19 protein-coding genes are annotated in these 22,100 nt (G+C 72.9%); 12 read left to right on the plus strand and 7 right to left on the minus strand.

Annotated features, from left to right (window positions below; translation table 11 throughout):
* Positions 1-10: 10 nt before the first annotated feature.
* The 3 genes from MTR79_RS14055 to rhaI all read right to left on the minus strand — a co-directional run bounded on the left by MTR79_RS14055 (position 11) and on the right by rhaI (position 4,766).
* Positions 11-1,459 (minus strand): rhamnulokinase family protein, encoded by a 1,449-nt coding sequence (locus MTR79_RS14055; protein WP_244790461.1) that lies wholly within the window; start codon positions 1,457-1,459, stop codon positions 11-13.
* The gene (locus MTR79_RS14060; RefSeq protein ID WP_189364550.1) at positions 1,456-3,492 is read right to left on the minus strand and encodes a bifunctional aldolase/short-chain dehydrogenase; all 2,037 of its coding nucleotides are present in this window, start codon (positions 3,490-3,492) and stop codon (positions 1,456-1,458) included. Before MTR79_RS14060 ends, MTR79_RS14055 begins: the two co-directional genes overlap by 4 nt.
* A gap of 113 nt (positions 3,493-3,605) precedes the next feature.
* Entirely contained in the window at positions 3,606-4,766 is a 1,161-nt protein-coding gene (gene rhaI, locus MTR79_RS14065) for an L-rhamnose isomerase (RefSeq protein WP_244790463.1), read from the minus strand.
* Between the two features lie 262 nt (positions 4,767-5,028).
* Here rhaI and MTR79_RS14070 point away from each other — a divergent pair, with 262 nt between their 5' ends.
* The 9 genes from MTR79_RS14070 (at position 5,029) to sigJ (ending at position 14,433) form a co-directional block, all read left to right on the plus strand.
* On the plus strand, positions 5,029-6,543 hold the full coding sequence (locus MTR79_RS14070) for a sugar ABC transporter ATP-binding protein (protein WP_244790465.1): 1,515 nt from the start codon (positions 5,029-5,031) through the stop codon (positions 6,541-6,543).
* Positions 6,544-6,667: 124 nt separating this feature from the next.
* Positions 6,668-7,708: an ABC transporter permease gene (locus MTR79_RS14075; RefSeq protein ID WP_244790467.1), complete on the plus strand. Its 1,041-nt coding sequence runs from the start codon at positions 6,668-6,670 to the stop codon at positions 7,706-7,708.
* The gene (locus MTR79_RS14080; protein WP_244790469.1) at positions 7,701-8,717 is read left to right on the plus strand and encodes an ABC transporter permease; all 1,017 of its coding nucleotides are present in this window, start codon (positions 7,701-7,703) and stop codon (positions 8,715-8,717) included. The genes MTR79_RS14075 and MTR79_RS14080 overlap by 8 nt, the downstream gene beginning before the upstream one ends.
* A 27-nt stretch (positions 8,718-8,744) precedes the next feature.
* The gene (gene rhaS / locus MTR79_RS14085) at positions 8,745-9,827 is read left to right on the plus strand and encodes a rhamnose ABC transporter substrate-binding protein (protein ID WP_244790471.1); all 1,083 of its coding nucleotides are present in this window, start codon (positions 8,745-8,747) and stop codon (positions 9,825-9,827) included.
* A gap of 33 nt (positions 9,828-9,860) precedes the next feature.
* Positions 9,861-10,181: an L-rhamnose mutarotase gene (locus MTR79_RS14090; protein WP_086704018.1), complete on the plus strand. Its 321-nt coding sequence runs from the start codon at positions 9,861-9,863 to the stop codon at positions 10,179-10,181.
* A gap of 109 nt (positions 10,182-10,290) precedes the next feature.
* Positions 10,291-11,310, plus strand: coding sequence for a LacI family DNA-binding transcriptional regulator (locus tag MTR79_RS14095; protein WP_244790473.1), 1,020 nt, complete (start codon positions 10,291-10,293; stop codon positions 11,308-11,310).
* Between the two features lie 101 nt (positions 11,311-11,411).
* On the plus strand, positions 11,412-12,713 hold the full coding sequence (locus MTR79_RS14100) for an alpha/beta fold hydrolase (RefSeq protein ID WP_086704016.1): 1,302 nt from the start codon (positions 11,412-11,414) through the stop codon (positions 12,711-12,713).
* 62 nt (positions 12,714-12,775) lie between these two features.
* Positions 12,776-13,519 carry a PIG-L deacetylase family protein gene (locus tag MTR79_RS14105; RefSeq protein WP_244790475.1) on the plus strand — a complete coding sequence of 248 codons (744 nt, stop codon included), beginning with the start codon at positions 12,776-12,778 and terminating at the stop codon, positions 13,517-13,519.
* 5 nt (positions 13,520-13,524) lie between these two features.
* Entirely contained in the window at positions 13,525-14,433 is a 909-nt protein-coding gene (sigJ, locus tag MTR79_RS14110) for an RNA polymerase sigma factor SigJ (RefSeq protein ID WP_244790477.1), read from the plus strand.
* A gap of 187 nt (positions 14,434-14,620) precedes the next feature.
* On the opposite strand, the gene MTR79_RS14115 is transcribed toward sigJ, so the two are convergent.
* On the minus strand, positions 14,621-16,138 hold the full coding sequence (locus tag MTR79_RS14115; RefSeq protein WP_086704012.1) for a cytochrome P450: 1,518 nt from the start codon (positions 16,136-16,138) through the stop codon (positions 14,621-14,623).
* A gap of 111 nt (positions 16,139-16,249) precedes the next feature.
* Here MTR79_RS14115 and MTR79_RS14120 point away from each other — a divergent pair, with 111 nt between their 5' ends.
* Both MTR79_RS14120 and MTR79_RS14125 read left to right on the plus strand, forming a co-directional pair.
* The gene (locus tag MTR79_RS14120; protein WP_086704011.1) at positions 16,250-16,867 is read left to right on the plus strand and encodes a TetR/AcrR family transcriptional regulator; all 618 of its coding nucleotides are present in this window, start codon (positions 16,250-16,252) and stop codon (positions 16,865-16,867) included.
* A gap of 86 nt (positions 16,868-16,953) precedes the next feature.
* Complete coding sequence (locus tag MTR79_RS14125) at positions 16,954-17,682, plus strand: DUF2470 domain-containing protein (protein WP_048454941.1); 729 nt, start codon at positions 16,954-16,956, stop codon at positions 17,680-17,682.
* Here the strand turns inward: MTR79_RS14125 and MTR79_RS14130 are convergent.
* The 3 genes from MTR79_RS14130 to MTR79_RS14140 all read right to left on the minus strand — a co-directional run bounded on the left by MTR79_RS14130 (position 17,650) and on the right by MTR79_RS14140 (position 20,827).
* Positions 17,650-18,852 carry a lactonase family protein gene (locus MTR79_RS14130; protein ID WP_189364537.1) on the minus strand — a complete coding sequence of 401 codons (1,203 nt, stop codon included), beginning with the start codon at positions 18,850-18,852 and terminating at the stop codon, positions 17,650-17,652. The genes MTR79_RS14125 and MTR79_RS14130 overlap by 33 nt on opposite strands.
* Positions 18,853-18,979: 127 nt before the next feature.
* The gene (locus tag MTR79_RS14135) at positions 18,980-20,236 is read right to left on the minus strand and encodes an aromatic acid exporter family protein (protein ID WP_086704008.1); all 1,257 of its coding nucleotides are present in this window, start codon (positions 20,234-20,236) and stop codon (positions 18,980-18,982) included.
* A 102-nt stretch (positions 20,237-20,338) separates the two neighbouring features.
* The gene (locus MTR79_RS14140; RefSeq protein WP_244790480.1) at positions 20,339-20,827 is read right to left on the minus strand and encodes an FBP domain-containing protein; all 489 of its coding nucleotides are present in this window, start codon (positions 20,825-20,827) and stop codon (positions 20,339-20,341) included.
* Between the two features lie 197 nt (positions 20,828-21,024).
* Between MTR79_RS14140 and MTR79_RS14145 the strand changes: the two genes are divergently transcribed.
* On the plus strand, positions 21,025-22,020 hold the full coding sequence (locus tag MTR79_RS14145) for an aminoglycoside phosphotransferase family protein (RefSeq protein ID WP_244790482.1): 996 nt from the start codon (positions 21,025-21,027) through the stop codon (positions 22,018-22,020).
* Positions 22,021-22,100 lie beyond the last annotated feature (80 nt).

Consider the following 22,100-nt stretch of genomic DNA (forward strand, 5'->3'; position numbering starts at 1 on the left):
GGAGACCCGGTCAGCAACCGGCGAGCCGGGCGCGGGCCGCCTTCCACCGCCGGGTGTCGCCGCGCGGCTCGTACCGCGCGAGCGGCTGGGCGCCGGCCAGCGACCGCCGCATCCCGGCGAGGTCACCGGCCCGACCCTGGGCGCGGGCCTGCACCAGCACGTTGCCGAACGCCGCCGCCTCGGCCGGCCCGGCCACCACCGGCAGCCCGCAGGCGTCGGCGGTCAGCTGGCACAGCAGCGCGTTGCGGGTGCCGCCGCCCACCACGTGCACCACGTCCACCGCACGTCCGGCGAGCCGCTGGGCGTCCTCGACGGCGGTGCGGTGGGCGAGGGCGAGCGAGTCGAGGACGCAGCGCACGGTCGCGGCGGGGGAGTCCGGCACCGGCTGGCCCGAGGCGCGGCACGCCTCGGCGATCCGCTCCGGCATCCGCCCCGGCGCCAGGAACGCGGTGTCCCCGGCGTCCACCACCGACCGCAGTGCCGGCGCCCCGGCCGCCTCCCGCAGCAGCGCGCCCAGATCCGGCTCGCCCCAGGCCCGCAGGCACTCCTGGAGCAGCCACAGCCCCATGATGTTGCGCAGGTAGCGGACCGTGCCGTCGAGCCCCAGCTCGTTGGTGAAGTTCGCGGCCCGGCTCTCCTCGGTCAGCACGGGCGCGTCCAGCTCGAGACCGGCCAGCGACCAGGTGCCGGTGCAGATGTACGCGAACCGCTCACCGTCCGCCGGTACCGCGGCAACCGCCGACGCCGTGTCGTGCGAGGCGACCGCCGTCACCGGTACCGTCCCGGCGAGCCCGGTCTCCTCCAGCACCTCGGGCCGCAGCATCCCCGCCGGATCGCCCGGCTGACGCAGCGGCGCGAACAGCCCCAGGTCGATGCCCAGCCGCTCCGCGACCGGGTGCGCCCAGGTGCGGGTGCGCGGGTCGATCAGCTGCGTGGTGGAGGCGTTGGTCAGCTCGGTGCCCTGCTCCCCGGTCAGCCAGTACGCCAGCAGGTCGGGCATCAGCAGCAGCCGCTCCGCCTGCGCGAACTGCCGTGTGCGGCGCGCCGCTACGAGCTGGTACAGCGTGTTGAACGGCGCGTACTGCAGCCCGGTCGCCGCGTACAGCTCCGAGGCCGGCACGGTCGCCCACACCTTCTCCGCCACGGTGTCGGTCCGCCCGTCGCGGTAATGCACGGGGTTGCCCAGCAGCGCCCCGTCGGCGTCGAGCAGTCCGTGGTCGACGGCCCAGCTGTCGATGCCGACGGAGTCCACGGCCCCGGCCGCCCGCAGCCCGTCCAGCACCCCCGCGTACAGCCCCAGCACGTCCCAGCGCAGCCCCTCCGGCACCCGCACCGGCCGGTTCGGGAACCGGTGCGCCTCCGTCAGCTCCAGGATGCCGGGCCCCACCCGGCCGACCATGACGCGCCCGCTGGACGCGCCGAGATCGACCGCCGCGTACGCCCCCGCGCCGCCGCTCATCGCAGGAAGGCGGCGGCGACGCCGGCGTCGACCGGGACGTGCAGCCCGGTGGTGTGGGTGAGGTCGCCGCCGGTCAGCGCGAACACGGCGTTCGCCACGTGCTCCGGCAGCACCTCCCGCTTCAGCAGCGTCCGCTGCGCGTAGAACTCGCCCAGCTTCTCCTCCGGCACCCCGTAGACGGCCGCCCGCTGAGCACCCCAGCCGCCCGCGAAGATCCCCGAACCGCGCACCACGCCGTCCGGGTTGACGCCGTTGACCCGGATGCCGTGCTCACCCAGCTCAGCCGCCAGCAGCCGCACCTGGTGGGCCTGGTCGGCCTTGGCGGCCGAGTACGCGATGTTGTCGGGGCCCGCGAACACGGCGTTCTTGCTGGCGATGTACACGATGTCGCCGCCCAGCCGCTGCGCGGTCATGACCCGCGCCGCCTCCCGCGACACCAGGAACGAACCCCGGGCCATGACGGAGTGCTGGAGGTCCCAGTCCTTCGCGGACGTCTCCAGCAGGGGCTTGGAGAGGGAGATACCGGCGTTGTTCACCACCAGGTCCACCCCGCCGAAGGCGAGCACGGCCTCCCGGAAGGCAGCGGCGATCTGCTCCTCGTCCGTCACGTCCACGGTCACCGCGACGGCCTTGTCAGGACCGCCCAGCTCCTCCGCGACGCGGGCCGCGTTCTCCCCGTTCAGATCGGCCACGACGACACACGCGCCCTCGGCGGCCAGCCGCCGCGCGATGGCCTTCCCGATCCCGCTGCCCGCGCCGGTCACCAAGGCCACCCGGGTGGCCAGCGGCTTCGGTGGCGGCATCCGCCGCAGCTTGGCCTCCTCCAGCGCCCAGTACTCGATGCGGAACTTCTCCGACTCCTCGATCGGCGCATACGTGGAGACCGCCTCGGCCCCGCGCATCACGTTGATCGCGTTGAGGTAGAACTCCCCGGCCACCCGCGCCGTCTGCTTGTCCTTGCCGAAGCTGAACACGCCGACGCCCGGCACCAGCACGATCGCCGGGTCCGCGCCGCGCATCGCGGGGGAGTCCGGCTCCGCGTGCCGCTCGTAGTAGGCGGCGTACTCCCGTCGGTAGTCCGCGTGCAGCTCCTCCAGCCGCGTCACCACCTCGTCGAGCGGCGCGGACGGCGGCAGATCCAGCACCAGCGGACGCACCTTGGTGCGCAGGAAGTGGTCCGGGCACGACGTCCCCAGCGCCGCGAGCCGCGGATGCCCGGCCCGCGCCAGGAAGTCCAGCACTGCCTCGGAGTCGTCGAAGTGCCCCACCTGCGGCCGGTCCTGCGAGGCGAGCGCCCGCACGTACGGCGCGAGAGCCGCCGCGCGCGCCCGCCGCTCGCCCTCCGGCAGTGCCTCGTACCCCTCGACCACCGGCCCGAACGGCTCGGGCCGCCCCCGCTCGGCGAGGAACCGCTCGGCGGTGCGGATGATGTGCAGCGAGTTCCGCTCGCACTCCTCGGAGGTGTCACCCCACGCGGTGATCCCGTGCCCCCCGAGCACACACCCGACGGCCTGCGGATGCGCGGCCTTCACGGCGGCGATGTCCAGCCCCAGCTGGAACCCGGGCCGCCGCCACGGCACCCACACCACGGTGTCGCCGAAGCACTCGGCGGTCAGCTTCTCCCCGTCGGCTGCACACGCCAGCGCGATGCCCGAATCGGGGTGCAGATGATCGACGTGGGCGGCGTCGACGAGCCCGTGCATCGCGGTGTCGATGGACGGCGCGGCACCGCCCTTGCCGTGGAGGCAGTAGTCGAACGCGCCGGCCATCTCGTCCTCGCGCTCCACGCCCGGATACACGTCGGCGAGCGCCCGCAGCCGGTCCAGCCGCAACACGGCCAGCCCGCCCTCGGTCAGGGTTCCGAGATCCCCACCGGACCCCTTGACCCACATCAGCTCCACATCGCCCCCGGTGACGGGGTCGACCTCACGCCCCTTGGCGGAGGCGTTCCCTCCGGCGTAGTTGGTGTTCCGGGGATCGCTCCCCAGCCGACGCGCCCGAACAAGCAGAGCAGCGACTTCGCTGTTGACCATGACGACCAGTCCTTGTGAAGAGGGGTGAGCACAGGTCCTCAGGGGCGCGGGGAACTGCGCGCTCAACCACGACGCACCCGCGCCCGGTGACGAAACAGGAACCCGGCAGACGCCTACGCCCCCCAGCCCGCCTGCTCACCCCCCACCCGCTCGGCCACGATCTTCTCGGCCCACCCCGACCGCGCGTACGCCGCCATGGGATCGGGATCCAGCCCCATCTCCTCCCGCACCTCCCGAAGAAGCGGACGCACGTCCGTACTGAACGCGTCCATCAACACGGCGTTGGCGCCGAGCACGTCCCCGGCCCGCTGCGCCGCCCCCAACGCGTCCCGGTCGACCAACAGCGCCTTGGCGGTGGCCTCCTGCACGTTCATCACCGACCGCACGATCGCCGGGATCTTCGATTCCACGTTGTGGCACTGGTCCAGCATGAACGCCACGTCCCCCGACAACCCGCCGCCGCGGACCACCTCGTACATGATCCGGAACAGCTGGAACGGGTCGGCCGCGCCGGCCATCAGGTCGTCGTCGGCGTAGAACCGCGAGTTGAAGTCGAACCCTCCGAGCTTCCCCTCCCGCAGCAGCGTCGCCACGATGAACTCGATGTTCGTGCCCGGCGCGTGATGCCCCGTGTCCACCACCACCCGTGCCTTCGGCCCCAGTCTCAGGCAGTGCGCGTACGCCGTCCCCCAGTCGGGGACGTCCGTCGTGTAGAACGCCGGCTCGAACAGCTTGTACTCCAGCAGCATCCGCTGGTCGTCCCCGAGCCGCTCGTACACCTCGGCGAGCGCCTCCGCCAGCCGGTCCTGCCGGGCCCGGATGTCGTCCTGCCCTGGGTAGTTGGTGCCGTCCGCGAACCACAGCTTGAGGTCCTTCGACCCGGTCGCGTCCAGGATGTCGACGCACTCCAGCAGATGGTCCACGGCCTTCCGGCGCACGGACGCGTCCGGGTGGCAGACGGAGCCGAGCCGGTAGTCGTCGTCCTGGAAGGTGTTGGAGTTGATCGCGCCGAGCCGCAGTCCGCGGTCCTCGGCGTGCCGGGCCAGCGCCGCGTAGTCGTCGACCGTGTCCCAGGGGATGTGCAGCGCCACGGTCGGCGCCACACCCGTGAACTCGTGCACCTTGGCCGCGTCGTCCAGCTTCTCCATCGGATCACGCGGGACGCCCTGCTGCGCGAACACCTTGAACCGGGTGCCCGAGTTGCCGTACGCCCACGACGGCGTCTCGACTGCCTGGGTCTTGAGAACGGCTTTCACCGCGGCGCGCTCGGTCACGTCAGGGCTCCTGTGACATCAGGTCGTAACGACCAGAGAGTGAAACGATTCAGAACGCGAAGCTAGGTGCCCCCCGAAGGGGTGTCAACCCCTCCGACCCTCGCCTTCTCCCGTGACCTGGGCGTGACCCGAACCCGCCGAAAGTTTTTCGACCGTGACCCATTGACGTGACATGCGGGACACGCCTAACGTCCCGGCAATCCGGTTGAAACCTTTCATGACGTCGTCAGGGCCGCCCCGGCGACGTCGTCGAGGAGCCCTCATGACCCACCCGTCCGACACGGGTCCGGCCCCGGTTCTCGCGCTCAAGGGCATCTCGAAGTCCTTCGGCGCGGTCCGCGCGCTGCGGGACGTCTCCCTGGAGCTGTTCCCCGGGGAGGTGCACGCCCTGGCCGGGGAGAACGGAGCCGGCAAGTCCACGCTCATCAAGACGCTCGCCGGAGTGCACCGGCCGGACGCCGGCCAGGTGCTGCTCGACGGCGCGCCCGTCGTCTTCCACGGCCCCGGAGACGCCCGCGACGCCGGCATCGCCGTGATCTACCAGGAGCCGACCCTCTTCCCCGACCTGTCGATCGCCGAGAACATCTTCATGGGCCGTCAGCCCCGCCGCGCCCTGCGCCGGATCGACCACCGGGCGACGCGTGACGCCACCACCGCCCTGATGAAGCGGCTCGGCGTCGAACTGGACCCGGACCGGCCCGCCCGCGGACTGTCCATCGCCGACCAGCAGATCGTCGAGATCGCCAAGGCGCTCTCCTTCGACGCCCGCGTCCTGATCATGGACGAGCCCACCGCCGCCCTCACCAACAGCGAGGTCGCCCGACTCTTCGGCGTCGTCCGCGCGCTGCGCGACCAGGGCGCGGCCGTCCTGTTCGTCTCGCACCGCCTGGAGGAGATCTTCGAGATCTGCCGGAGGGTCACCACCCTGCGTGACGGCGCCTGGATCGCGAGCGAACCCCTCGACGGGATGACCGAGGACGACCTGGTCCGCCGTATGGTCGGCCGCGACCTGGCCGAGCTCTACCCCAAGCAGGACGTGACACCCGGCGAGGCCGCCCTGAGCGTGCGTCGCCTCACCCGAGAGGGCGTCTTCACCGACGTCTCCTTCGAGGTGCGGTGCGGCGAGATCGTGGGGCTCGCCGGACTGGTCGGCGCCGGACGCACCGAGGTGGCCCGCGCGGTCTTCGGCATCGACCGCCGGGACGCCGGCGAGGTCGAGGTCGACGGACGCAGGCTCACCAACGGCTCCCCGTCCACCGCGATGGCCGCCGGACTCGCCCTGGTCCCCGAGGACCGGCGCGCCCAGGGCCTGGTGATGGACATGTCCATCGAGCGCAACATCGGCCTCACCGGCCTCGGCGTCACCGTGAGGGCCGGGCTGATGGACCGAGGGGCCGAACGCCGCCGCTCGCTCGACTGGGCCGTGAAGCTCCGCGTCAAGTACGCCCGTATCGCCGACACGGTGAACACGCTGTCCGGCGGCAACCAGCAGAAGGTCGTCCTCGCCAAGTGGCTCGCCACGCGCCCCAAGGTGCTGATCGTGGACGAGCCCACGCGCGGCATCGACGTCGGCACCAAGGCCGAGGTGCACCGGCTGCTGTCGCAGCTCGCCGCCGACGGCGTGGCCGTCCTGATGATCTCCTCCGACCTGCCCGAGGTCCTCGGCATGGCCGACCGCGTGCTGGTGATGCACGAGGGCCGGCTCACCGCCGAGATCCCCCGCTCCGACGCCACCGAGGAAACCGTGATGGCCGCAGCCACCGGGAGGGCCGCGTGAGACGGGGGCACCGCCCACGCCCTTCAGGCAGTGGGGGAGCGCTTGCGGCCACCGGCCCGCAGACGGACACGACGCCCGCACCTCCGCGCCGCACGGGCGGAGAAGCGAACGAAAGGGGCACGGCATGACGGTCACCGCTCCCGACGAAGCCCCCGTCGCCGAGGTGCCGAAGGCCGGCGCCACCCGGCTGGTGGACCGCGTCTTCAAGATGCGCGAACTCGCCATCCTGGCCGTGTTCCTGGTGATGATCGCCGTCACCCAGGCCGGCAACAGCGAGTTCCTGTCCGAGCAGGGCGTCAAGGACCTGCTGCTGAACGCGGCCATCCTGGTCCTCGTCGCCACCGGCCAGGCCCTGGTGGTCATCACCCGCAACGTCGACCTGTCCGTCGGCTCCACCCTCGGCATCAGCGCCTTCGCCGCCGGCCTGCACCTCCAGAACGGCGGCGACCCGGTCGTCGCCGTGGCCCTCGCCGTCCTGCTCGGCATCGGCTTCGGCCTGCTCAACGGCCTGCTCGTCTCCCTCGGCCAGGTGCCCGCCCTCGTCGTCACCCTCGGCACGCTGTACATCATCCGCGGCGTCGACTCCATCTGGGTCGGCTCCCGTCAGATCACCGCGGCCGATCTCCCCGGCGGGTTCGTCGGCTTCGGCTCCGGCGGCATCTCCGCGGTGCCCCACCTGGCGCTGATCGCGCTCGCGGTGCTGGTGGCGACGGCGTACTACCTGCGGCACTTCGGCGGCGGACGCGAGCTGTACGCGCTCGGTTCCCACCCGGAGGCGGCCCGGCTCGCCGGCATCCCGGTGAGCAGGCGGATCCTCGCCGCGTACACCTTCTGCGGCGCCCTCGCCGGACTGGCCGGCGCGCTGTACCTCGCCCGGTTCGGCAACGTCGACTCCGGCACCGGCAGCGGCTACGAACTCACCGTCGTCAGCGCGGTCGTGGTCGGCGGCGTCGTCTTCACCGGCGGCTCGGGGAGCGTCTACGGCGCCGCGCTCGGCGCGCTGCTGCTGACCTCGGTCAACAGCGTACTGCCCGCCCTCGGCGTCAGTTCCGTGTGGGTGCTCGCCATCAACGGCGTCCTGCTCGTCCTCGCCATCGCGGTCGACCGGATCGTCGCGCTGCGCGTGGCCTCCGCCCTGAAGAAGAGGAACGCCCGCCATGCCTGACTCCCTCACGCGCGCCGTTCGCTGGGACACGGTCGTCGGCGCCCTGCTCGTGGTCGTCCTGCTGCTGTCGTTCACCACCGTCGACGGCTTCGGCAACGCCCTCAACCTGTCGTTCCTGATCGGCAACACCCTGCCGATCGCGCTGATCGCGCTGCCCATGACGCTGCTCGTCGTGTCCGGCGAGATCGACCTGTCCGTGGCCTCCACCGCCGGGCTGTCCGGCGCGGTGATGGGCGCCCTGTGGAACCAGGGCATGGCCATCGAGACGATCATCCCGGTCTGTCTGCTCATCGGCGTCGTGTGCGGCCTGGTCAACGGCCTGCTGGTGACCCGGCTGGGGCTGCCCTCGCTCGCCGTCACCATCGGCACCCTCGCCGCCTACCGGGGCATCGCGCAGATCGTGCTCGGCTCCGACGCGGTCACCGACTTCCCCTCCGCCTACCTGGACTTCGCCGCCGGACGCATCGGCGACACCTTCGTCCCGTACGCCTTCCTGCCCTTCCTGGTGCTGCTCGCGATCGCCGTCGTCGCCCTGCACGCCACCCCGTTCGGGCGGTCGCTGTTCGCGATCGGCGCCGGCGAGGAGGCCGCCCGGTTCGCCGGCATCCGCGTCAAGCGGCAGAAGCTGATCCTGTTCACCGTGACCGGCCTGATGTCGGCCCTCACCGGCGTGTTCTGGGCGCTGCACTACGCCAGCGCCCGCTACGACAACGCCACCGGTCTCGAACTGTCCGTCGTCGCGGCGGTGCTGCTGGGCGGCATCGACTTCGACGGCGGCAAGGGCACCCTCGGCGGCGCGATCGCCGGCGTGTTCCTGCTGGGAGCTCTGCAGAACGTGATGAGCCTGAGGGACGTCTCCGCCCAGTCCCAGATCGTCGTCACCGGCGTGCTCCTCGTGCTGTCCGTGCTCGGCCCGCGCGTCGCCCGGCAGATCGCCGCGGCCAGGGCGGGACGGAGGGCGGCCGCCCCACCCCCTCCGGACCGCAAGACGCCCGCACCGACCTCCTGAACCGTCCTCGCCCTCAAGGAACCCGCCATGCGCACAGCAACCCTCCGCCGTACCTGTGCGGCCCTCGCCGCCGTCACCTCCCTCGCCCTGGCCGCCACCGCGTGCGGCGGCACCACCAGGGAGGACGTCAAGAACGAGGGCGGCGCCGCCGCCTCCGCCGGCAAGGCCGACCCGGACGCCGCCACCAAGAAGGGCCTCACCGTCGGCTTCCTGCCCAAGCAGGTCAACAACCCCTACTTCACCTCCGCCGACAAGGGCGGCGAGAAGGCCGTCAAGGAGCTCGGCTCCGCCTTCAAGGAGGTCGGCCCCACCAGCGCCACCGACACCGCCGGCCAGGTCTCCTACGTCAACACGCTCACCCAGCAGCAGGTCGACGCGATGGCCGTCTCCGCACAGGACCCCGGCGCCCTGTGCACCGCGCTCAAGCAGGCCATGAGGAACGACATCAAGGTCGTCACCTACGACTCCGACACCAAGGCCGACTGCCGTGACGCCTTCGTCTCGCAGGCGTCCGCCGAGGATCTCGGCCGCACCGAGGTGCAGCTGCTCGCCGAACAGATCGGCTACAAGGGCGAGATCGCGATCCTGTCCGCCGCGCAGACCGCGACCAACCAGAACACCTGGATCGAGTTCATGAAGGACGAGCTCGAGGATCCCCGGTACAAGGACATGAAGCTGGTCAAGGTCGCCTACGGCAACGACGACGCGCAGCAGTCCTTCCAGCAGACCCAGGGCCTGCTCCAGGAGTACCCGGACCTGAGGGGGATCATCTCCCCGACCACCGTCGGCATCAAGGCCGCCGCCCAGTACCTGTCCGGCTCCAAGTACAAGGGCAAGGTCAAGCTCACCGGCCTCGGCACCCCCAACGACATGCGCACGTACGTCAAGAACGGCACCGTCGAGGCGTTCGAGCTGTGGGACCCGGCCAAGCTCGGCGAGCTGGCCGCCCGCACCGCGATCGCGCTCGCCTCCGGCCAGATCACCGGCCAGGAGGGCGAGACGTTCACGGCCGGTGCGATGGGCGAGTACACGATCGGCAAGGACGGCGTGATCAACCTGGGCAAGCCCACCGTCTTCAACGCCGAGAACGTCGACCAGTTCGACTTCTGACCCCTCGAGCTGCTTCCCGGAAGGCGGCCCTCCGTGCGACGCGTCTGCTTCCTGCTCAAGGTCCGCCAGGACCGCATCGACGAGTACCGCGCACGCCATGCCGCCGTGTGGCCCGAGATGCGCGAGGCGCTCTCGGCCACCGGCTGGCACAACTACTCCCTCTTCCTCCGCGACGACGGCCTCCTCGTCGGTTACCTGGAGACCGACGACTTCGAGGCGGCGAAGGCCGGCATGGAGGCCACCGGGGTCAACGCCCGCTGGCAGACCGAGATGGCGCCCTTCTTCGAGTCCCTCGACGGCTCCCGGCCCGACGAGGCGATGACCCCGCTCACCGAGGTCTTCCACCTCGACTGACGGTCACGGGCCCGCCCGGCCCGTGACCGAAAAGGGCCGGACGTGCGGGTAGTGTGAGGGCCCGCCCGCGCCGCCCCCGTCTCCCCGTGTCCCTGGAGGTCCCTGTCCGATGGCCCAGTCGGTGGGTATCAAGGACGTCGCCCGCGTCGCCGGAGTCTCCGTCGGCACCGTCTCCAACGTGATCAACCGTCCGGACACGGTCGCCGCCGAGACCCGCGCCCGGGTGCTGTCCGCCATCGACCGGCTCGGTTACGTCCGCAGCGAGTCCGCCCGCCAGCTGCGCGCCGGACGCAGCCGCATCATGGGCCTGCTCGTCCTCGACATGGGCAACCCCTTCTTCGTCGACGTGGCGCGCGGCGCCGAGCGGGCCGCACGCCAGGCCGGCCTCGGCGTCATGGTCTGCAACAGCGCCCAGAGCCCGAGCGAGGAGGCCGAGTACCTGTCCCTCTTCGCCGAACAGCGGGTACGCGGCGTGCTGCTCACCCCCGCCGACGCCAGCGGCCGCAACATCGAGGCGTTCCGCCGCCACGGCATTCCCTTCGTGCTGGTCGACCGGGTCGCCGAGGGCACCACGGAGTGCTCCGTCTCCGTCGACGACGTGGCCGGCGGCGCACTGGCCGTGCGGCACCTGGTCGACGCCGGGCACCGCTCCATCGCGTACGTCAGCGGCCCGCCCGGACTCAACCAGGTCCGGGACCGTCGTACCGGCGCCCTCGACGCCCTCGCCGAGGCCGGGCTAGGCCCGGACAGCCTGCACGAGCTGCCCACCGAGCGGCTCGACGTCGCCGCCGGACGCGACGCCGGCGCCCGTCTCCTCGGCCTGGCCCACCGCCCCACCGCCGTGTTCTGCGCCAACGACCTGCTCGCCCTCGGCGTGCTCCAGGCGATGTACGCGGCGGGTGTCGGCGTCCCCGACGACCTCGCCATCGTCGGCTACGACGACATCGAGTTCGCCGCCGCGGCGGCCGTGCCGCTCACCTCCGTGCGGCAGCCCGCCGTCACCATGGGCGTGCTGGCCGCCGAACTGCTGCTGGAGGAGACCGAGGACACCGGCGCCCCGCACGAGCACCGTCGCGTCGTGCTCGCCCCGGAGCTGGTCGTACGGCGCTCCAGCCTGTCGGCGCGTTGACCGGCATTCAGGAACTTTTTCATGATCCCGGGGTCGTTGGCCGCAGGAACATGTGCTGAACTGGGTCGCGGCCCGACAATCCGTTCGTCCCGGGAGTCCCGTTGACCGACACCTACCGCCAGCCCGGAGTGGTCCTCACCGACCGCCGGTTCACCGTGCCCCTCGATCACGACAACCCCTCGGGGGAGACGATCGAGCTGTACGCGCGCGAGGTCGTCGCCCGGGACAAGGCCGACCGGGACCTGCCCTGGCTGCTGTACCTCCAGGGCGGCCCGGGGTTCGGGGCGAACCGTTTCGTCGGCAAGCCGGCCTGGCTCGGCCGCGCCCTGGAGGACTACCGGGTCCTCCTCCTCGACCAGCGCGGAACCGGCGCCTCCACCCCCGCCAACCGGCAGACGCTCCCGCTGCGCGGCGGCCCCGCCGAGCAGGCCGACCACCTCACCCGCTTCCGCTCCGACTCGATCGTCCGGGACTGCGAGGTCATCCGCCCGCAGGTCACCGGCGGCGCCCGCTGGACCGTGCTCGGCCAGAGCTTCGGCGGCTTCTGCACCGTCGCCTACCTCTCCATGGCCCCCGAGGGACTGGACACCGCGCTGATCACCGGCGGCCTGCCCTCCCTCGACGCGCACGCCGACGACGTCTACCGGGCCGCCTACCCGCGCATCGAGCGCAAGGTCGCCGCCCACTACGCCCGCTACCCGCGGGACGTCGAGCGCGCCCGCCGCATCGCCGACCACCTCCTCACCCACGACGTGGTCCTGCCGAACGGCTACCGGTTCACCGTCGAGGCGTTCCAGTCCCTCGGCCTGATGCTCGGCAGCGGCGACGGCAGCCACCGCCTGCACTACCTCCTCGAGGACGCCTTCGTCCCCACCCCCTCCGGCCCGCGGCTCTCCGACGCCTTCCAGGAGCAGGCGCAGGCCCTGCTGTCCTTCGCCGGACACCCCCTCTACGCGCTGCTCCACGAGGCGATCTACGCCCAGGACGCCCGCCCCACCGCCTGGTCCGCCGAGCGGGTCCGGTCCGAGTTCCCGCAGTTCGACGCGGCCAAGGCGCTCGCGGGCGAGGAGCCCGTGCTGTTCACCGGCGAGACGGTCCACCCCTGGATGTTCGACTGCGACCCGGCGCTGCGTCCCCTGCGCGAGACCGCGGAACTCCTCGCCGCCCGCACGGACTGGACCCCGCTGTACGACCCGGCCCGCCTGGCCGCCAACGAGGTCCCGGCCGCGGCGGCCGTCTACCACGACGACATGTACGTCGACACCGCGCACTCCCTGGCCACCGCCCGGGCGGTCCACGGCCTGCGCACCTGGGTCACCGACGAATTCGAGCACGACGGCGTCCGCACCGGAGGCCCTCGCGTCCTGGACCGTCTGCTCGCCCTCGCCCGCGACGAGGTCTGACCGCGACGACGCCTGACCGCGCGCCCCGTGCACTGTCGGTGGCGGGGGTTAACCTGCGGAGCATGACCGAGCCGACGAACAGTCAACTCCGACCCATGCCCGACGACTGGCAGCGCGCGCTGGCCGTCGTCGCCCACCCCGACGACCTGGAGTACGGCTGCGCGGCGGCGATCGCGGTCTGGACCGACGCGGGCCGCGAGGTCTCCTACGTGCTGGCGACCCGCGGCGAGGCGGGCATCGACACGCTGGAGCCGGCCAGGTGCGGACCGCTCCGGGAGCTCGAACAGCGGGCGAGCGCGGCCGTGGTGGGCGTGTCCGAGGTCGCCTTTCTCGACCACGCGGACGGGGTGATCGAGTACGGCCCCGCCCTGCGCCGGGACATCGCGGCGGCGATCCGCCGGTACCGGCCGGAGCTGGTGATCACCCTGAACCACCGGGACACCTGGGGCGGCACCGCGTGGAACACCCCGGACCACGTGGCCGTCGGCCGGGCCACGCTCGACGCGGCCGGGGACGCCGGCAACCGCTGGATCTTCCCGGAGCTGACCGACCAGGGCCTCGGACCCTGGGACGGCGTGCGCTGGGTGGCGGTCGCCGGTTCGAGCTCGCCCACCCACGCGGTGGACGCGACCGCCGGACTGGAGCGGGCGGTGCGTTCCCTGCTGGAGCACCGCACCTACATCGAGGCGCTCACCGACGAGGACCCGCAGACGTACGCGCGCACGCTGCTGACGGGCTTCGCCGAGGAGACGGGGAAGCGGTTCGGGAACCGTCCGGCGGTCGCCTTCGAGCTGTTCCCGAGGTGAGCGCCGTGGGGGGAGACGAGGAACGGCTCGCGCGGAGCTTCGAGGAGCACCGCGCCCACCTCAGGGCGGTCGCCTACCGCATGCTCGGCTCGCTCGCCGAGGCGGAGGACGCCGTGCAGGAGGCGTGGCTGCGGCTGGGCCGCGTGGAGCCCGGCGAGATCGACAACCTGGGCGGCTGGCTCACCACGGTCACCGGCCGCATCTGTCTGGATCTGCTGCGCTCGCGCACGGCACGCCGGGAGCAGCCGATGGACGACACGTTCGTCCCGGACCCGGTGCTCCGGCCGCTGTCCCGGGTCGACCCGGAGCAGGAGGCGCTGGAGGCCGATTCGGTGGGCATCGCCCTGCTGGTCGTGATGGAGACCCTCAACCCCGACGAGCGGCTGGCGTTCGTGCTGCACGACATGTTCGCCGTGCCGTTCGACGACATCGCCGCGGTGGTGGAGCGCACCCCGGCCGCGACCCGTCAGCTCGCTGGCCGGGCCCGCCGCCGCGTCCGCGACTCGGCCCCGCCGTCCGACCCGGACACGGCGCGGCAGCGGCAGGCCCTCGACGCGTTCCGCGCCGCCGCGCGCACCGGCGACTTCGAGGCACTGCTCGCCGTGCTCCACCCCGACGTGGTGCTGCGCGCGGACGCGGGCGCGCTGGTCCGGGGCGTGGCAGGCTCCAAGCGGCTCCGGGGCGCGCAGCGTGTCGCGGAGTCGGCGATGCTGTTCTCCCGCTACAACGCGACCGCCCGCATGGTTCTGGTCAACGGCGCCCCCGGCCTGGTCAGCGTGGTCGACGGCCGTGTCGGCTCGGTCCTGACGGCCACGGTCCACGACGGGCGCATCACGGCCCTCTACATCCTGGCGGACCCGGACCGCCTGGAGGGCCTGCTCCCGCCCGACGAGGAGGTGTCCTGGGACGAGTGACGAGCGCCTTCACCTCACGGTCCTGGGCTCCGCGACGCCCTGTCCGGGGGGCGCACACCCCGTGCTCCGGCCATCGCGTGCCGAGCGGGGGCACCCGCGTCCGGGCCGACGCGGAGCCGCGCCGAAGCAGGCGGCGGCACGCCCCGCGGCGGGACACGACGGCCACGCCGGCCTCGGCGTCTCGTGCTCAGCCGGCCGGGCCGCCGGCGCCCCCGGACGCGGTCCCGCTGTCCGTCCGCCGCGCCGGAATCCCGGCCCGCAGCGGATCGCGCCGCGCCGGACGCAGCCGCAGTCCCTCCGGCATGAACGTGAGCCGTTCCGTCACGCGGAGGCGGTACGACGGGTCTGGGCGCAGGTCGTAGCGGCGGAGGAGCAGACCCAGGACCAGGGTCGCCTCGTGCAGGGCGAACTGGCGGCCGATGCAGGCGCGGGCGCCCGTGCCGAAGGGCTTGTAGGTGTGGGGCGGCCGGGAGCGCACCGCCGCCGGTTCGAAGCGGTCCGGGTCGAAGTGGTCGGCGTCCGCGCCCCACACCTCGGGGTCCCGGTGCAGCATCGGCACAAGCACCAGCGTCCACGCGCCCCGCCGCATCGGATGCTCGTCCGCCAGCACCGTGTCCTGGGTCGCCTCACGCGAGTACGCCGGCGCCGTCGGCCACAGCCGCAGCGACTCGTCGAGGACACGGCGGACGTACCGGAGGCGGGCGACCTGCTCGTAGGCGGGCGTGTCCGTGTCGCCCCAGACACGGTCCACCTCGGCGCGGGCGCGGTCCGCCATGTCCGGGTGGAGGGACAGGTGGTGGAGGGCGAAGGACAGGGCGCCGGAGGTGGTCTCGTGACCGGCCACAAGGAAGGTGATGACCTGGCGGCGTACGTTCTCCGCAGACAGCCGCTCCCCGGTGACCGGGTGCGCGGTCTCCAGCATCCGGTCCAGCAGATCGCCGTCCGCGTGCCCGTCGGCGCGCCGGCGGCGAACCACCTCGTCGACGATGTGGCCGAGCCGCGCGATGTCCTCGGCGTTGCGCCGGTTCGCCCGGCGCAGCAGCAGCGGGGCCAGCGGCGGCGGCACGTTGTTCAGGCGCTGCGCGTGGGACAGGGTGCCGACCATCGCCGTGACGAACGGGTGCGGCCGCGACCGTTCGAACGAGCCGAAGTCGTGCCCGAACCCGGTGCGCGCGATCGTCTCCAGCGTCAGCTTGGTCATGTCGCCGGGCACGTCCACCCACCGGCCGTCCGCCGCCGCGCGGTCCCAGTGCTCGGTCAGGCGCGCCGCCACCGACAGCATCATCGGGTGGTACCCGGCCATCGCCTCGCGGCTGAACCCGGGCGCCAACACGTCGTGTGCCAGTTGCCAGTTGGGTTCATGGTTGTACGCCGTGAACAGGCCGTCGCCCGCGAGCGGGCGGAGGTTGGCCACGCCCAGCCCCACGTGCTTGGCGAACCGCGACTCGTCGGCCAGGTCGGCCACCAGCCCGGCGCCCCACGTGAACACGAACTCCCTGCCGAAGGCCCGGCGCCGGAAGACCGGGCCCAGCCGCCGGGCCAGCCGCACCGAGTCCTGTACGGGCGTGCGTCTGCTCGACCCGACGACGTCGCCCAGCAGCGGCAGCCGGTGCGGCGGGTGCGGTATGCGGTGCAGTGCGGGCCAGCCCTGCTCCGCGCTGCGGAACCCCTTCGGCACAGCGGCCCGTGCCGTCGTCTCCGCCATGGCACGGTCTCCTTCGGTCCGGCGAGCGAGTGGCGACGTGTTGCACATGAGTTCAATAACGCGGTCACAGTCTGGTCCGGCCGCCGGACCGGCGTCAACTACAGTGCGGGAATGGCCGTGGACCAGGGCGGGCGGGCGCGCCGCCGGCTCAGCACCGAGGAACGCCGGGAGCAACTGCTCGCCGTGGGTGCGCGGTTGTTCTCGGAGAGCCCGTACGACGAGGTGTGGATCGAGCAGGTCGCCGAGATCGCGGGGGTGTCACGCGGACTGCTTTACCACTACTTCCCGGCCAAACGGGACTTCTTCGCGGCCGTGGTGGAGCGTGAGAGCGAGCGGATGCTCCGGATGACGGCACCCGTGCCGGGCGTCCCGGTACGGGAGCAGCTCGCCGCCGGGCTCGACGCCTACCTGGAGTACGTCGAGGCCCACGCGCACGGCTACCGCGCCTTCCACCGCGCCGACGCGGCGGGGGACCAGGCGGTGCGGCGGGTCTACCGGCGGGCGCTGGCCGCGCAGGAGCGGCAGATCCTCGCCGCGCTCGCCGCAGACCCCGAGTTCGGTCCCGTGCTGGAGAACCGGCCGGACACCCGGCTCGCGGTGCGCGGCTGGCTGGCGTTCACCACGGCGGTCTGTCTGGAGTGGCTGCGCGGGGCGCAGCTGGGGCGCGACCAGGTACGCGACCTGTGCGCACGCGCCCTGCTGGGCCTTCTCGCGCCCTCAACGCGCTGAAAGGTATCGAAAAGATCGCCGGGGCCGGTTGGCGCACGCCCCGATCTTCGATAGGTTAGGCAAGGCTTACCTAATAGGAGGTTGGGATGGGTGACCACACGCACGGCTGGGCCGCCGCGCCGGGCGCGGCCGAGCGGGCCCGCTCCGTGCTCGCCGCCGCATGGTCCTGCACGGTGACCGCGGAGGGCACCCGCGAGGAGCTGGTCGGCGCGCACACCGTCACGGACGACGGGCGGGTGCTGCTGGACGTGCCCGACGACGGCGCCCTGCTCGCCGCCGCGATCTGCGCACCGCGCGGAGAGCCGTCCGCCGTGCTGGAGTTCGCCGACGTGGCGCCCGTCCCCGTGCGCGACCGCGTCCGCTCCCGGGTGTGGATCGCCGGATGGTTCTCCGTCGAGGGAGCCAGGCTCGCCCTGCGGCCCAGCCGCGTGGTCCTCCGCAGGCCCTCCGGCGCGCTCATGGTCGGCGCGGACGAGTTCGCCGCCGCCGCGCCCGACCCGCTGGCGGGCGCCGAGGCGCGGCTCCTGACCCACCTCGCGGACTGCCACGCCGACGCCGTCGACCGGCTCACCCGTCTCGTGGACCCGGAGAGCCTCCAGGGGGTGGTCCGGGTTCGGCCGCTCGCCGTGGACCGGCACGGACTGACCCTGCGGATCGAACGCGCCCGCACCGACGGCGACGTACGGCTGCCGTTCCACGCGCCCGCCGACGACGTCTCGCAGCTCACCGAGCGCATGCACGTGCTGCTCTCCCAGGCGGCCGCCGCCTCCTGTCCCCGGCCGCTACAGCGGCAGCGCGCAGACGGCGACGGGTGACGCGAACGGCTCGCCCACCGAGTTCAGTTCACCGCTGTCCGCGTCCACCCGGAACACGCTGACGTCGCCCGACCTCTGATTCGCCGTGAACAGCAGTCCGCCGTCGGGGGAGAGGGCGATGTGGCGCGGGAAGTCACCGCCCACCGGCTCCGTGCCGAGCAGCCGCAGCCGAGCCCCGTCGTCCTCGACGGCGTACCGGGCGAGGCTGTTGTGACCCCGGTTGGCCAGATACGCGTACCGGCCGTCGCCGGTGACGACGAGCTGCGCCGGGTAGTTGGTGCCCGCTTCCGGGTCCGAGCCCGTCGGCTGCGGATCCCCGATCGTCAGCCGCCCCGTCACCGGCTCGTAGGCGCACACCGTCACCGTGTCGTCCAGCTCGTTGGCGAGGTACGCGTACCGCCCGCCCGGGTGGAACGTCAGGTGCCGCGGGCCCGCGCCGGCCCGCGCGGTCGCCCGCGACACCTCGGTGAGGGTGCCCGCCTCCTCGTCGAGGCGGTACGTGTACACGGTGTCCGTGCCCAGGTCCACGGCGAGGACGTGACCGCCGTCCGGGGCGGTGATGAACTGGTGTGCGTGCGGGCCCTGTTGACCCGGGCCCGGCGCCGGCTCGGAGTGGGTGACCAGGTCCGTGCGATCGCCCGGTGCGCCCGACGTCCCGATCCGGTGCACCGCGACCGTGCCCGAGCCGTAGTCGGCGGTCAGCAGGAACCGCCCGCCCGGATGCACCGACAGATGGCACGGCGAGGACCCACCGGTGGGGCTGCTGCCCAGCACCTCCCGGTCGGACAGCCGTACGGCGGTCACCGCGCCGTCCTCCCGCTCGTTCACCGCGTACAGTGTCCGGCCGTCCGGGTGCACCGCGAGGAACGACGGGTCGCCCACCCCGCCGATGACGTCCCCGCCGCTGATGCGCCCCGTCGCCGGGTCGTACGTCGCGGTCCCGACACCCTCGCCGCCGCCGTCGACCGAGGTGTACGTGCCCAGGTACAGCGGGCGCGGACCCGAGGGCGTCGCACTCGGCGCGTCCGGGCCGGTCACCGTGGCCGGCGCCGGCGGGGTCGGGGCGTCGGAGGGCGGGGGACCGCCGTCGCAGGCGGGCAGCGACATCCCGGCGGCCGTCCCCGCGAACGCGCCCACGAAGCGGCGCCTGCTCAAGCCGGCCCTGTTCATCACACGCACCTTCGGTCGTCTCCTGTCCCGCTCGCCTCGGGCAACCTTGGCGTCGACCACCCGTCCGACGCAAGGGAGCCCCGCCCGCACGGCCGGGTCGCCGGCCTCCCGTCCGGTACACGCCCTCTCAGCGACGCCCCGCCGGCTTCCCCTCCCGGTCACGGCGGAAGCGCGCCGGCAGACCGGACAGCCGGTCCTGCATGCGGGTGAGCCGCGGAAGCCGTTCCCGCTGCTCCCGCGAGTGACGGTCCAGCTCCTCGAACAGCCGCCGGGTGCGGTGCTCGGTGTCCATCTCGTCGAGGATGCGGTTGACCTCGGTCAGCAGGGCGCCCAGCAACTGCCACCGCTTCGGGTCCCGCCGGGCCTCCTCGAACAGCAGCTCCGCCAGCCTGTCGCGGGTGCCGGCCGCCTGCCGCAGCTGCGAGGCGAGCCGCTCCTCCGCCGACTCGGCGTTGGCGCTCACGCTCGTGGTGACCAGCACCGCGAAGCTCACCACGGCGTCGGCGATCTCCGCCAGCAGCTGCTCGAAGACCTGCCCCGTCTCCTCCGAGAAGAGACGTTCCGGCTCCCGCTCCTTCGCCAGGTCGGTGAGGGTGCGGGCCAGCACCCGCAGGACCACCGTGCAGATCTCCAGCGTGTCCAGGCCCGTGCGCAGCACCACCCGGTGCAGCAGCCCCTCCCGCACCCGCGGGTTGAGCCGCAGGCTCTCCTCCGCCTGCCGCAGGTCCGCGTCCACCTCGCTGATGTCGTGGTCCAGCCGGCGGGCCTCGTGGAGCCGGGCCGCCGCGCGCGTCGCGGGCGGACGGCCCGCGGCCTCCTCGCCGATCCGCAGCATCAGCTGCCGCACCCGGCGGGACAGCTCCTCGATGGACTCGCCGGCCTGCTCCACCCACACCGGCGGCGCCAGCAGCAGGTTGAACGCCATCCCGACGATGGCGCCGATCAGCGTCTCCACGATGCGCGCCCAGGCGGTGTCGCCGTGCGTGGTCACACCGAGCACCAGCATCGCGCTGATCGCCACCTCGGGCACGAACTCGCCCGCCCGCACCAGATGGCCGGAGACCAGCGCCGCGAGGATCAGCAGACCGAGGCTCCACCAGGTCAGACCCACCAGCAGACTGAACAGGATCGCCAGCACCACGCCGGTCACCACGGAGTTCACCCGGCGCAGACCGGTCGTCAGGGTCGAGTACAGGGTGACCTGGACGACGAGCAGCGCCGTCAGGGGAGCGGTGAGCGGCGCGACCTCCGGGCTCAGCCGGACGGCGATGACGTAGGCGAGCGTCGCCGCGGCCGCCGACCGCACCGTCTGCACGGTCAGCGGATCACGATGCTCTTTGAAGAACCGGACGGCAGGCGCGGTCATCTGGCGTACGACGTGCATCCTCGGACGGTTCCCCCTCCCCGCGTGTGACGAACGTGTTCCAGTGTGACGGCAGTCGCCCGGGGGACGGACAACGGGAGCACACCCCGTAGCCCGGTCAGGTCACAGCTTGTCGATGAAGGCGAAGAGATTGCTCCGGGTGCGCTCGATCTGCTCCTCCAGGGTGAGGCTCTCCTCGAACCGCGCACCGGTCTCCGGCTCCTTCAGCCCGCGCAGATACAGGGAGCAGGCCAGGTCGGTGCACATGTAGGCGCCGACCGAGTTGCCCTCCCGGCCCGCCGGACCCGACTTGCGGGCGGTCATCAGGGCCACGCCGCCGCGCGGGTGGGTCGTCAGACACAAAGAGCACATGCTGCGGTGGAAGAAGCCGCGCTGAGCGGGCTGGAAGCGCATGGCCACGCCCACGAGGCGGTCCTGCCGCTCGACGACCAGATAGCTGCGGTCGGGCGCGCCCGGATCCCCCCAGCCCAGGAAGTCGAGGTCGTCCCACGGCCGCCCTTCCAGGTCGCGGGGCACGGCCAGCCGCTTCGCCTCACCCTTGGAGCAGTTGATGAACGAACTGCGGATGTCCTTCTCGGTGAGTGCTCTCATGGCTCGTCTCCTGTGGTGTTCCAGCAAACCTAGGGGGTCTAGGTTTTCGGCGGCCAAGCGTAGGGACCAGCCCCGCGCCGGAGCCAACGGTTTTCCGCCGCGCCGCGGTCCGCCGCCCACCCCGCACCGCCCCGGCACTCCGCACCGACGCGCGCCGTACGCTGTACCGCGGTCGCCGAGGGGGAGGGGAAGGCGCGATGGGGGACTCCCGGGAGCGGGCCCGCCGGGTGCTCGCGGACGCCGGCCTGCCGCCCGGCGCCCTGGCCGAGGTGCGCCCGCTGGCCGGCGGCACCTACAACACCGTCGAGGAGATCCTCCTGTCCGACGGTACCCGGTACGTGTTGAAGGTCCCGCCCCCGCCGACCGCGCCCGGACTGCGTCACGAGCGGCGGCTGCTGGTCGCGGAGGCCGACTTCTGCGCCGGCGCGGAGCAGGCCGGGGTGCCCGCGCCGCGCGCCGTGTCCCTCGTCCCGGACCACGCCGAACCGCACCTGCTGCTCACCGCGTGCCCGGGCGTGCCCTGGCCCGAGGCGGCGCCCGCCGGCGAGGAGCGCGAGGTCCTGCGCGGGGAGCTGGGCCGCCAGGTGGCGCGGCTGCACCGGGTCACCGGAGCCGCGTTCGGCTACCCCACGGGCGCCCTCGGACCGCTCGCCCCCGACTGGCGGACCGCCTTCACCGCGATGACCGACGCCGTGCTCGCCGACGCCCGCGACCACCGCCCCTGGCTGCCCCTCCCCGTCGACGAGGTGGCCGCCGTGTTCCGCGCCGCCGCTCCCGCCCTGGACGCCGTCACCGTGCCGGTGCTGGTCCACTTCGACCTGTGGCCCGGAAACATCCTGGTGGACCGGGCCGCCCCGGACGGACCCGCCCGGATCGGCGGACTGATCGACGGGGAGCGGATGTTCTGGGGCGATCCCCTCGCCGACTTCGTCTCCCTGGCGCTGCTCGACGACATCCGGCGGGACGACGCCTTCCTCGCCGGCTACGCGGAGGAAGCAGGCCCCGCGCTCCTCGACGAGGACGCCCGCCTGCGCCTGGCCCTGTACCGCGCCTACCTCGACCTGATCATGCTCACCGAGACGGTGCCGCGCGCGGTGGGCGCCGAGGACGCGCGCCGGGTCCGGGAGCGGGTCGGTCCGCACCTGGTGGCCACGCTGGGGGAGATCGGCGAAGGGAGTAAGTTCACATCGTGAACTAAGGGGGAGGGGAAGTCGCGCCGGGTCGCCGACCGGGGGTATGTTGCAGGTCGGGCCGGGTGCATGGGAGGGGAGCC

The sequence above is a fragment of the Streptomyces sp. BJ20 genome (assembly GCF_022869105.1).
In the GTDB taxonomy this organism is placed as follows: Bacteria; Actinomycetota; Actinomycetes; order Streptomycetales; family Streptomycetaceae; genus Streptomyces; species Streptomyces griseoincarnatus.